The organism is Ketobacter sp. MCCC 1A13808 (assembly GCF_009746715.1).
Classification (GTDB): domain Bacteria; phylum Pseudomonadota; class Gammaproteobacteria; order Pseudomonadales; family Ketobacteraceae; genus Ketobacter.
Window position 1 is genome coordinate 681,976 of the sequence record NZ_VRKW01000001.1, and the last position, 11,633, is coordinate 693,608.

10 protein-coding genes are annotated in these 11,633 nt (G+C 49.2%); 5 read left to right on the plus strand and 5 right to left on the minus strand.

Annotated features, from left to right (window positions below; translation table 11 throughout):
• Nucleotides 1-259 precede the first annotated feature (259 nt).
• Both FT643_RS02900 and FT643_RS02905 read left to right on the plus strand, forming a co-directional pair.
• The gene (locus FT643_RS02900) at nt 260-1,237 is read left to right on the plus strand and encodes a diacylglycerol/lipid kinase family protein (protein ID WP_156869162.1); all 978 of its coding nucleotides are present in this window, start codon (nt 260-262) and stop codon (nt 1,235-1,237) included.
• A gap of 4 nt (nt 1,238-1,241) precedes the next feature.
• Nucleotides 1,242-2,060, plus strand: coding sequence for a metallophosphoesterase family protein (locus FT643_RS02905; protein ID WP_156869163.1), 819 nt, complete (start codon nt 1,242-1,244; stop codon nt 2,058-2,060).
• A 4-nt stretch (nt 2,061-2,064) separates the two neighbouring features.
• On the opposite strand, the gene FT643_RS02910 is transcribed toward FT643_RS02905, so the two are convergent.
• On the minus strand, nt 2,065-2,619 hold the full coding sequence (locus FT643_RS02910; RefSeq protein ID WP_156869164.1) for a lipocalin family protein: 555 nt from the start codon (nt 2,617-2,619) through the stop codon (nt 2,065-2,067).
• A 239-nt stretch (nt 2,620-2,858) separates the two neighbouring features.
• Between FT643_RS02910 and FT643_RS02915 the strand changes: the two genes are divergently transcribed.
• On the plus strand, nt 2,859-4,250 hold the full coding sequence (locus tag FT643_RS02915; RefSeq protein ID WP_156869165.1) for an NAD-dependent succinate-semialdehyde dehydrogenase: 1,392 nt from the start codon (nt 2,859-2,861) through the stop codon (nt 4,248-4,250).
• Nucleotides 4,251-4,253: 3 nt separating this feature from the next.
• Complete coding sequence (locus FT643_RS02920; protein WP_156869166.1) at nt 4,254-5,390, plus strand: zinc-binding metallopeptidase family protein; 1,137 nt, start codon at nt 4,254-4,256, stop codon at nt 5,388-5,390.
• Between the two features lie 241 nt (nt 5,391-5,631).
• Here FT643_RS02920 and FT643_RS02925 read toward each other — a convergent pair whose 3' ends face one another.
• Nucleotides 5,632-6,069, minus strand: coding sequence for a nucleoside deaminase (locus FT643_RS02925; RefSeq protein WP_156869167.1), 438 nt, complete (start codon nt 6,067-6,069; stop codon nt 5,632-5,634).
• Nucleotides 6,070-6,322: 253 nt separating this feature from the next.
• On the opposite strand from FT643_RS02925, the gene FT643_RS02930 reads away from it, so the two are divergent.
• Nucleotides 6,323-7,297, plus strand: a complete 975-nt coding sequence (locus tag FT643_RS02930) for an OmpA family protein (protein ID WP_156869168.1) — start codon at nt 6,323-6,325, stop codon at nt 7,295-7,297.
• Nucleotides 7,298-7,399: 102 nt separating this feature from the next.
• Here the strand turns inward: FT643_RS02930 and FT643_RS02935 are convergent, their stop codons facing one another.
• The 3 genes from FT643_RS02935 to FT643_RS02945 are packed head-to-tail and all read right to left on the minus strand — an operon-like array spanning nt 7,400 to nt 11,621.
• Nucleotides 7,400-8,587: a BaiN/RdsA family NAD(P)/FAD-dependent oxidoreductase gene (locus tag FT643_RS02935; protein ID WP_156869437.1), complete on the minus strand. Its 1,188-nt coding sequence runs from the start codon at nt 8,585-8,587 to the stop codon at nt 7,400-7,402.
• Between the two features lie 47 nt (nt 8,588-8,634).
• Nucleotides 8,635-10,374 carry a sugar phosphorylase gene (locus FT643_RS02940; protein ID WP_156869169.1) on the minus strand — a complete coding sequence of 580 codons (1,740 nt, stop codon included), beginning with the start codon at nt 10,372-10,374 and terminating at the stop codon, nt 8,635-8,637.
• Between the two features lie 20 nt (nt 10,375-10,394).
• Nucleotides 10,395-11,621 carry a glycosyltransferase family protein gene (locus FT643_RS02945; protein ID WP_156869170.1) on the minus strand — a complete coding sequence of 409 codons (1,227 nt, stop codon included), beginning with the start codon at nt 11,619-11,621 and terminating at the stop codon, nt 10,395-10,397.
• Nucleotides 11,622-11,633 lie beyond the last annotated feature (12 nt).

Consider the following 11,633-nt stretch of genomic DNA (forward strand, 5'->3'; position numbering starts at 1 on the left):
GCGGCATTTGGCTGATTTTGCGCGGTAGAAAGTTCAAATTCTATATCAATTTCACGACAACGCTGTTTTATTTACAAAATTGTCATTATTTCAAAGTCGCTATCCCGAATTTACCATAGGCGCACGATTCGATCGGGACCAAAGCTACGAGCAATTTATATATTCCTTGAAATATCAGCACGTTAAATCGCCGAACCAACGATGGCAACAATCTTGCTCAATCCGATCTAGAAATAGTAAACCGACGAGACCGTGAAGCATGACCAGCCACATACAAGCGTCACCCTACCTTAAACCTGCTCCTAGCCTGGATATCTGCGATCATCAATTCGTGGTAGTGATCAATAGTGGCTCCGGCACCGGCACCCCTGAAGCCATCATGGAACGATTGGCGGAACACGCGGACACTATAAAGGTAAAACAAAAAGCGATTTTGCGATCCGGTGACAACATCGAAAAACGCATCAGCAAGATTTTCACCTATGCGTCCAGGAAAAAAATGGGCGTTTTGGCCGCCGGGGGTGACGGTACTATTAACTTATGCGTGAAGTACGCTCTGAAATACGATGTACCCATGGCTATGCTGGCCCAGGGTACTTTCAACCTGTTTGCACGTCATCATGGTCTATCGGTGGATCCTGCAACCCAAGTTGCACAGCTGGCGGATAGTCGTATCAAGAAAGTACCGATCTGCTGGATCAACGGCCTGCCATTCACCACCAGCGCAGCCTTTGGCATTTATCCGGACGTCATTGACGACCGGGAACATTACCAGAAGCGTGCCGGCTTTCGCAGCCGCACTACGGCGATGCTGGCGGGGGTGCTGACTTTTTTCCGCCATGAGAAACGACTTAGAGTCGCTGTCGAAACCCCAGAAGGAATAAGAAAAGTAAAAGCCATATTACTGATGGCAACACAGAATCGGCCACAGCTACAAAATTTTGGTTGCGAAAAGGAAATGGACCAGGTCGACGGGCGCTTTGCGTTGATTACGGTGAAACCCCTGGACTGGAAAGGAAAATTGCGTCTGCTTATGAAAGGATCCGTTAAACAACTTCCGCAACAGGAAGAGTTCGAAACGTCACTGCATCAATCCCTGACGCTGCACTCTTCCCACAGCTCACTCAAATGCGCTTTGGATGGTGAAGTGATCGAACTGGCAACACCGGTGCACATGCACGCACAACCGAGAGCACTGTCTTTATTTGTGCCCAATCATATTGACGGGAACCCCTGAATCTATGCCTGATCGTTTTAATCTGGTTCAGATTTCAGACACGCATTTCGGGACAGAACAAACGCAGGTGGTGGAAGCGCTGGTGGAGCGAATCAACGCGATCTATCCGGATGTTTTGATCTGGAGCGGCGATATTACGCAAAGAGCCAGAGCCAACCAATTTCGAAGTGCCCGCACGTTCCTGTCGAGACTCAAATACAAAAAGCTGCTGTGTGTGCCGGGCAATCATGATGTCCCCCTGTACAACTTCTTTTTGCGAATTGCTTCTCCGTTTTATAGCTACCAACGACACATGCAGGTACCCCTGCAATCCGATCTGGTTCTGGACAGTGCGGTGATTATTGGCTTGAACTCCTGTAATCCCTGGCATTATAAAAACGGCCGCATCACCGAACAGAAAATTGAAGCGGTTCATCGCAAACTGCAGGCTCATCCTGACAACGTTCTGAAAATGTTGGTATGCCACCACCCGTTCGACGTCATTCACGATCACGATGAAGAGAACATAGTCAAACAGGCGCAACCGGCTCTGCAACGCTGGAGTCAGGCCGGGCTCGATCTGGTGCTGGGTGGGCACATACACCATCAATTCAGCCGCAGTTTAAAAGGGCGTTACCCCGGCCTGAGCAAAGACGTTCACACTTGCCAGGCCGGCACGGCACTGTCTTATCGTGTCCGAGGCGGCCTGCCAAATTCGTTTATGCAACTAACGTCGTTTCCGGAAAAAGCGGCGACACATATACGTCAATGGGACTTTATCGAGAGTCAGTCTTCCTTTCATTGTACCGGTGAGTTTTTTCCCTGCCTGCGACCTTCCGATTAACGCTTTACTGGAATATAGGTTGTTCCGTTGACACCAGCTTTTGCGTGTCAATGCCTTTTTCCTGCAACTGCTGCAGAATCAGGTCGTAGGTAGATTCATCCAGTTGCGGCGTTCGGCTCAACACAAACAAAGTGTATTTAAGCGGGTCAGTGACTACTGCATACTGATAATTTTCCGAATCCAGCACCACGATCAAATAGTTAGCCCAGGGGAAATTAGGCACATCCGGAAAAGTCACTTTCAAGCGCGCGTTGCTTTCCTTATCAACCACTTTCGCAGAGCCCGTAATGTCATCAACAGGCCCTTGCAATGACCCCTGATAACCACGGTTATAAACCCGGACTGTGCCGTCCTCCAACAATGTATAGTCAGCGGTAACGCCCACCAACCCTTCGTTAAACGAAGTTTCGTAAGCCGATATCTGATACCACTGCCCCATATACCGCTCTACATCGACATAAGACACCGTTTCCGGCCCTTTACAGGCGGCGGTCAGCATCAGCCCTGCGACGGCAAAAAGCCCTATGAATTTACGCGCACAAAACGTTACCAGATGCATAGCGTTGTTCCTTGTTTATCAATGAGGTTGAAGGTTGAGCCGAAATTGTGATGCTGATGTCGTGAACGCAACGTGAAGCCGCAAAAATTACAACCCTTGCACCTTCAGGCTGTAACTCTTTCAAATTTCGGCTCAAGCTAATGTGCCACGACTAGCAGAACATGGGGATGCTCCCGTGGCATGCTCCTTGCTGCTGTAAGGGTTGAATAGAAGGAAACATCGAATTCCAGGAGGAACTCATGCAATCTGCTACGCAAAAAACCATCTCCACCATCAACCCAAGTAATGGCAATGAAATAAAATCGTATCCCCTGATGAGCGAAGATCAGGTTTCCCAGACCATAGAAAGCTGTCACAAGGCCTTTTTGTCCTGGCGTTTACAGCCCTTGACCGAGCGGGCCGAGATCATCAAAAAAATCGGCCTGGAGCTTGATAAAAACAAGCACCAACTCGCCGAGCTAATGACGCTGGAGATGGGAAAGCCCCTATCGCAGGCTATTGAAGAGGTCGAACTGTGCGTGGCAATCTGCGAGTTTACTGCAAAACAAGGTCCCGAGTTGCTGCAGGATGAAAAGCGCCGTTTTGGTGACGGCCAAACAGGCTACGTTAGCTATTGCCCTATCGGTGTCGTTTACGGCATACAGCCTTGGAACTTCCCTGCCTACCAGGTTATACGCTACTCCATTGCCAATCTGATGGCCGGCAACGGGGTGCTACTCAAGCACGCGAGCAATGTAACGGGATCCGCGATGCTGCTGGAAGACATCTATGCCAGGGCTGATTTACCCGCCGGGCTGTTCGCAGCCCTGTATATTGACCACGATCAATCAGATCGGGTGATCGAGCATGAACTGATTCGAGGCGTTACCCTCACCGGCAGCCCTGATGCCGGACGTCTTATCGCTGAAAAAGCCGGAAAAAACCTGAAGAAAACCGTGATGGAACTGGGTTCAAATGACGCCTATATCGTGTTGGACGATGCCGATATCAAGAACGCCGTTGAACAGTGTGTTGCAGGGCGGGTTTACAATAACGGGCAGACCTGTGTTGCGGCGAAGCGCTTTATCGTGGTGGACAGCGTATATGAACAATTCAAGGAGCACTACGTCAAAGCGATGCAAGCCCTGACAGTGGGCGATCCCACATCCGACGACACGGATCTCGGCCCGATGGCGCGAGAAGATCTTCGTGACAAACTACACGACCAGGTCATGAACAGTGTTAATAAGGGTGCCGCGCTGTTGTGTGGAGGCGAAATTCCTCAAACCGATGGTTACTACTATCCAGCGACGGTTCTGGAAAATGTGGAACCAGGGCAGCCGGCCTATGATGACGAGCTGTTCGGTCCGGCCGCTTCTTTAATCCGGGCCAAAGATCAGGACGATGCTCTACGCATTGCCAATGACAGTGATTTTGGTTTGGGTGGCGCAATATTTACGAAAAATACCGAATTAGCCCGCGAACTGGCCACCCGGTATTTCGATACCGGAATGGTGTTCATAAACGGCTTTGGGGTTGCTACCCCGGAAATGCCGTTCGGTGGCGTCAAGAACTCCGGCTATGGCCGCGAACACGGGGGCTTTGGTATGAAAGAATTTGTCAACATTAAATCCGTTATGGTGATGGGATAATCCATGAAACTATTTAATTGTCAGAACTGCGGCCACACCGTTTTTTTTGAAAACACCCACTGCGAACAGTGCCGTGCTGCTCTTGGCTTCATACCTGAGCTCATTAATATCAGCTCACTCAAGCCCGCCGGCAACGGCGGCTGGATCGCTGCGGCGGACTGCGAAAAAACAGTGCGATTTTACTGCTCAAATCATCAACATCAGGTCTGCAACTGGTTAGTGGACAGCGAAGACGAAAACACCTTGTGCATTGCTTGTCAGATGAACCGCTATATTCCCAATGTGGCGGATGCAGAGCAAAAGCTTTCCTGGCAGGAAATGGAATTCGCGAAGCACCGGCTTATGTACAGCCTGTTGCGCCTACAACTGCCTTTGCAAAGCAAGGATGAAGCACCGGAAGAAGGACTGTCGTTTGATTTCATAAATACGGAACAACCGCTGCCGGATGACGCCCAGTCCACCACCGGCCACGCCGAGGGACAAGTGACGATTAATCTGGCGGAAGCGGATCCCGCCGAGCGCGAGCAGATGCGCAAGGACATGAACGAAAGCTACCGTACCCTGATCGGCCATTTCCGGCACGAAGTGGGACATTATTACTGGGACCAGATCATCGCTCCGTACCAACAACGGCTAAAAGCCTACCGGCGTTTATTTGGCGATGAGCGGGAAGACTATGGTGAAGCGCTGAAGAGCCATTACGAACAAGGTGCACCGGCTGATTGGAACACCCGCTTCGTCACAACCTATGCGTCGTCTCACCCCTGGGAAGATTGGGCTGAAACCTGGGCGCACTATTTCCATATAATAGATACCTTGGAAACAGCCTATGCTTTCGGGATGACGCTGGGTGCACCACAGCAGACGCAGCAGACCCACAACATGGTTGCGATGACAGCCGATATTGACCCCTATAATCACGCCGACTTCGAAGAGATACTCAACCGCTGCATACCGCTCACCTTTGCCGTAAATAGCCTTAACCGCAGCATGGGGCAACCGGATTTATACCCCTTTGTTTTGAATGAACCGGTCAAAACAAAGCTGGGTTTTATTCACCAACTGATGCTGAGTTATCGGCCCGTGACCACTGCGGAAACCAACGAAAGCACTAGCGAGCCAGTCGCGAAACCGGCGTAAAAGTAGTGTCTGCTTGTGTCCGTTTCACTTGGTTGGGAAATTGTTCACGAGCGGCTTTTTCAGCAAAGCGGATCATCACGTTATTTAAGCCCGGAATGGTAATGCGAACCAACTCGGCGCCGAAACGCAACGGCTCCCAGATAGCCACCCGTTAACGCGAGATTACGCAAAACCCGCGAGTTCTGCCGAGCTTAACAGGGAAGCCGCCATGATACAATCATCCCATCATCGTCTCAGAGATTCATTCCCCTATATCTTCATTCCATAATTCAGGCGCATCCCGGATAAAGTCTTCCATAAGCTGTATGCACTGATGATCCTGAACCACAGACACATCCACACCACGACCTTTCAATAAATCTTCTTCCCCCATAAACGTCTGATTTTCACCAACGATCACCCGGGGAATCCCATAAAGCAAAATCGCACCGCTGCACATCGGGCAAGGTGACAGGGTGGTGTAAAGCGTGCATTCCCGATAAACACCCGCTTTTTGACGACCGGCATTTTCCAAAGCGTCCATTTCACCGTGCAGTACCACGCTGCCGTTTTGTACTCTCCGGTTATGTCCGCGCCCGATTATTTTGCCTTTATGAACAATCACACTGCCGATCGGAATACCGCCTTCCTGCAGTCCGAGTCGAGCTTCATCAATAGCTGCCTGAATAAATGGGTCCATGTTTTTACTCCTCAATCAATGGGAACACCGGATAGGGTTAATCTATATTGCTACAATACGATGCCTGCTTCACGCTAAAATTTTTCCGTCATTGTTTTGCAATAGAGTGGTCTGAGGTTTACCACTATTTTGCCGAAACCAGAACAATGTTATGTTGGGCTCCTCGTAATGTTCATTGAATACATCCAATGCATGACCATGGATTTAGAATCAACTACACAGACTAAACCAAACAAGTGAGAAGGAACTACTTATGAAAAAACTACAACGTCGGGCCTTGCTGGTTGCACTGATGGCCCTGCCAGTAGCAGCTATCAGCGCAGAAGACCGGGATACCCGCGGCTACGCAACCGATTTTCAGGGTAATATTCTGATGGATAGCTATGGCAATTGTGTTCACTCCGGTAGCTGGAGCCCGGAACTCGCAATAATCGATGGTTGCGACGGCTATACCGCAAGTCGCCAAGCGGTACTGCTCAAAGGCGAGCCGATTGAAGGGGGCGTTGTTAGCTTTGATGTTCCGTTCAATAATATATTTGAAGTGGACAAAACCGAGATCAGCGACGACGGTAAAACGGTACTGGCAAAAACCGCTGAGAAATTGGAAAACGTGCTGGCAGAAGCCTACTCCGTTACGATAATAGGACACACTGACAATACAGGCGGGAAGAAACATAACGAACAGCTTTCGACGAAACGAGCCGAATCGGTGGCCGATTATCTCGCCAGCCTGGGACTACCCAGGGACAAGTTAAGAACACTGGGTGCCGGTGCGGAAGACCCCATCGCAGCAAACGATACCAAGCAAGGCCGCGCCATGAACCGGCGTGCCGAAATCGTTGTTGTAGGCCAGCCGAGAGCACTGGACCGTATGGTTATGCCGAGTGTAGCCCTGTTCCCCCGCCGCAGCGCCGAATTATCTGCGGAGGGTAAAGCCATGCTGCTTAAGAGCGCACAGGAAGCCAGAGAAACCTTTAAAAAGGCGGTGATGATTGAAGTGGTGGGTCATACCGACGATGTCGGCTCAGCAGAATACAATATGGAGTTGTCCGAAGCCCGCGCGTTAGCCGTCGGCACTTATTTAGCGGAAGAAGGTGTGTTACCTGCCAACCGGATTTATATGGTCGGTGCGGGCAAGGACCAACCAGTAGCAAACAATTCAACTGACGAAGGTCGCCAGGAAAATCGCCGAGTCGAAATACTGGTGCTGGGCCGCGCAAAGCGGTAATAAAAAGTCTGGTGCGAACTCCCCCTGCTGGAGACGGCGAGGGGGAGTTCTTTAGTGGCAACGGAAGAAAATACCGCTTATTTATTGAAGTATCCCTTTAGATTACAATATTATCCCCTGGGCTGCTGCATAGGCCGAAGCCCAAGCCCACTGAAAATTATGGCCCCCAAGGTGCCCGGTCACGTCCACCACCTCACCCACAAAAAACAAACCACTCTGCTTTTTACTTTCCATATTTTTTGAAGACACTTCTTGCGTATCCACCCCCCCTAATGTGACCTCAGCGGTACGATAGCCCTCAGTGCCAGACGGCCTGAGTCGCCACGCTTTCAGGTTCTGCATCACCGTCTGCAAAAGTGTGTTGGGTATTTCCGCCATCGGGGTTTGACTTTGTTGCGGCCACCACAGCGTTTCCAACTCCGCCACCAATGCTTTCGGTAAGCGTTCGGCAAGCAGCGTTCTCAATAAGGTTTTGGGTTGCTTCTTCTTTTTGATATATAACCATTCAAGATCGTGTTCCTCCGGCAACAGATCGATATCTATCGATTCCGACGCCTGCCAATAGGACGAGATCTGCAAAATAGCAGGCCCACTCAAACCTCGATGCGTAAAGAGTATGTTCTCACGAAACTGCGATTTGTGATTACTGACTATCGTATCCACAGACAAGCCACTTAAATGGTTGCTAACGGTTTTTATGTTGTCGGTGAAAGTAAAGGGTACTAAACCCGCGCGGGAAGGAATTACCTCCATACCGAATTGTTGCGCCAGTTCATAGCCAAAACCGGTCACGCCCATGGATGGGATGGAGAGTCCACCGCTGGCCACTACAACCACCTCCGATTCAAAAACACCCTTATTAGTGTGAATTTTATAATGGCCGTTATTAACCACCTGCTGTATATCGCAGTGCATATAAATATTGACCTTTGACTTGTCACACTCCGACAACAACATGGACAAGATATCTTTCGCGCTATTGTCACAGAAAAGCTGTCCCAGCTTTTTTTCGTGGTAGGGAATATTGTAAGAATCCACCAGGGCAATAAAATCCCACGGGGTATAACGACTCAGTGCAGATATACAGAAATGGGGGTTCGCGGAAAGGAAATTTTCCGGTTCAGAGTACATGTTTGTAAAATTGCAACGCCCTCCACCAGACATAAGGATTTTCTTACCCACTTTGGCGGTACGCTCTAACACTGCGACCTTTTTCCCAGATTGCGCAATCCAGGCGGCGCAGCTTAACCCGGCCGCGCCACCGCCGATTATTATTGCGTCGTATGCCAGCCTGCCCTCCACTGTACTGCCCTCCCCTGGTAACAACCGAATTGCATTTATCTATTCGAAAGCCACACAGTTTGATATGGTGCCAACGTTAAGCTGCCCGCCAAATCGTCTACTTTCAATCCCGACAATAAATCGACCCAGTCGTCGGTTCCAATCAAATTAATATCACTCAGTGCAATATCCTGAACTTCGTTACTGATATTGTTGATACAAAATATAGACTGATCCCGTCGCATGCTTTGACGCCAGAACCCGAAAATCTGCAATCCCAAATGCAAGGTAAACTGGGTTGCATTCGGATGAAACGCCGACTGCTTTTTGCGTATCGCGATCAATTCGTTCATGCGGCTGAAGACTTTACTGTGATGACTGAATTTATTTTCAATCTGATCTTCCAGTTCGCTGATGTCCCATTGACTGCGGTTGATACTGCGCGCCCTGCCGGTATTTTCCATTCGCGCATAATCGTTTTCAGTGCCGAATAGACTGTGAATATAAAACGCAGGAATACCTTCCAGCGCCATCATAATGGCGTGAGCGCACAAATATCGCTGCAACTGCCATTTATCTTCACCCTGGGCAATAGTACCTTTCATTGCATCATACAAACTGATATTCATTTCATAGGGCTTATCAGTGCCTTCGCGGGAACGCCGGTAGGTCATTTGCCCACCGAATTGCAGCATGGTACTGACCATTTGATTTTTTTCTTCTTCTGCCAACAAGCCGTCCGTAGGCCTAAGGCCCACCCCATCATGAGAGGCAATAAAATTGAGATAAGTGGTTCCCATCTGCGCCGGCGGCATACTCATCAACCAGGTTTTAAGATGGCGACAGTCGCCGGAGATGAGGCTATAGATTAATAGAGGCGGCAACGAAAAGTTGTAAATAACATGCGCTTCGTTGGCATTGCCGAAATAAGTCAGATTTTCCCTGTTCGGCACATTGGTTTCAGTAATAATCACCGCATCAGGGCTATGATGCTCTATCAAAACCCGGAACAACTTAATAATTTCGTGAGTTTCCTGCAAATGAATACTGGGAGTCCCGGCTTTTTTCCAGAGAAACGCAACCGCATCCAAACGAAATATTTTCACTCCGTGATCCAGATAATGCTTCACAATATTCACGAACTCCAGAAGCACCTTGGGGTTTTCAAAATTCAAATCGACCTGGTCTTCGCTGAAGGTACACCACACAAAGCGCTCACCGTCCTCCGTGGTCACGGGGTTGAGCAAAGGTGAAGTCCGAGGCCGCACTACGGCACTCAAATCGTCCTGAGGATTTCCTTCATAGAAGTAATCCTTACCCGGGTCAATCCGCTTTTTGAAGTTATCGAACCAGCGGCTACGGGCCGACATATGGTTGATCACCAGGTCGGACATGAATGTGAATTCGTTTGCAATGCGCTCGATGTCCTCCCAATCACCATGCGATTCGTTCACCGCCAGATAATCCATAACGGAAAACCCGTCATCTGAACTATAGGGAAAATACGGTAAGATATGAACGCTACTGATGGTCTCTTTCAGATGCCCCTGCAAAAAATTATACAAGGTGACCAAAGGCTTTTCCGTCGTAGCCGCTGCTGTATTATGAATACTGTCAGCGTAGGTAATCAAAAGCGTCTCTGACTCATCCCAGTTATTTTGATGATCTTTCGGGTTCTGACATTGCTGGTCCAACCCCATTGTCTGTATTAATTCATTGGCCAAAAAGGACGAATCCAGGTCCGGGTAAATAAATTCCAATGAACTGACTAACTTTTTCTTAAGATCTTCAAGCATGATGTCGGGCCTTTAACAAGCTAACTTCGAAAGAAATCCCGGGTGTCCTGTTCTACGGCATCCTTTAGACGTTCCATTACATCTGGAATCGCGCTTATAACGCGGTTCCAACTTGGAATGAAGGGCGTATCCATCGGATTATCGAGGAAATAGGCACCGGCTACCATAAGATTTTGTGCGAATAATTCCACTGCCTGCTCTTCAGAGTGACGATCAAACTTAAGGCCGTTGACGATCGCGTCGTTTTGATAGCTTTCAATGAAATCCAGGGCAATCCGATAATAGGTGGCCTTAATGGTTCTGAATTTTTCGGTAGAAAATACCTCGCCGTTAGTGGCGAGTTTTCGAAATAGGGCTTTGCAGATATCCGTGCTCATTTTTGATAAGCCCTGCGCCGCATCTTCCGGCGATAAATCCTGATGTTTATGATCATAGGTGTCCGCAATATCCACCTGACACAGGCGGTTGGTTGCGTAGTTACGCTTCATTTCTGAAAGAACCCCCATTTCCAGCCCCCAGTCACTGGGAATGCGCAAGTCACTGATCACATCGGTCCGGAAAGAAAATTCCCCGGCGAGCGGATAACGATAACTATCAAGATAATCGAGAAAGTCAGACGGCCCACAGACTTTTTTCAACGCACGGATTAAAGGCGTTACCAGCAACCGACTGACACGTCCGTTCAACTTCGATTTAGCAACTCGGGCATAGTAGCCTTTGCAAAACATATAGTTAAAATTGGGGTTCGCGACAGGATAGATTAATCGGCCCACCAAATCCCGCTGATAGGTCAGGATGTCGCAATCGTGCAACGCCACCGATTCACTTTTGCCAGAAGCCAGCACATAACCGAAGCAGTACCACACATTGCGTCCCTTACCCATTTCTCTCGGGGCCAGACCATGTTCTTTCAATTCGTCATCCAGCGCCATCAAGCGCGGTCCGTCGTTCCATAGCACTCGATGGTGCTGCGGCAGTTCATCGAAGTATTTCAACGCGGTTGCATATTGATCCTGATCGGCGCGGTCCAGCCCGATCACAATCTCCGCCAGATAAGGTACTTGTTTTAACTCCTCGACTATGTGTTTGAGCGCTGGTGCTTCCAGTTCAGAGTACAATGAAGGCAGCACCAGGCTCATAGGCCTGACCTTGCTGAATTCAATCAGTTCGCGCTCAAGATCTTCCAGGGTTCGGCTTCGTAAATTATGTAATGTTGTGATTATGCCGTTTTGATAAAAGTCGCCCATGCTGTTTTCTTC

Bases quoted from the DNA above. Each gene is read 5' to 3' on its own strand.
- FT643_RS02900 (WP_156869162.1), top strand. From the start codon at position 260: ATGACCAGCCACATACAAGCGTCACCCTACCTTAAACCTGCTCCTAGC.
- FT643_RS02905 (WP_156869163.1), top strand. From the start codon at position 1,242: ATGCCTGATCGTTTTAATCTGGTTCAGATTTCAGACACGCATTTCGGG.
- FT643_RS02910 (WP_156869164.1), bottom strand. From the start codon at position 2,619: ATGCATCTGGTAACGTTTTGTGCGCGTAAATTCATAGGGCTTTTTGCC.
- FT643_RS02915 (WP_156869165.1), top strand. From the start codon at position 2,859: ATGCAATCTGCTACGCAAAAAACCATCTCCACCATCAACCCAAGTAAT.
- FT643_RS02920 (WP_156869166.1), top strand. From the start codon at position 4,254: ATGAAACTATTTAATTGTCAGAACTGCGGCCACACCGTTTTTTTTGAA.
- FT643_RS02925 (WP_156869167.1), bottom strand. From the start codon at position 6,069: ATGGACCCATTTATTCAGGCAGCTATTGATGAAGCTCGACTCGGACTG.
- FT643_RS02930 (WP_156869168.1), top strand. From the start codon at position 6,323: ATGAAAAAACTACAACGTCGGGCCTTGCTGGTTGCACTGATGGCCCTG.
- FT643_RS02940 (WP_156869169.1), bottom strand. From the start codon at position 10,374: ATGCTTGAAGATCTTAAGAAAAAGTTAGTCAGTTCATTGGAATTTATT.
- FT643_RS02945 (WP_156869170.1), bottom strand. From the start codon at position 11,621: ATGGGCGACTTTTATCAAAACGGCATAATCACAACATTACATAATTTA.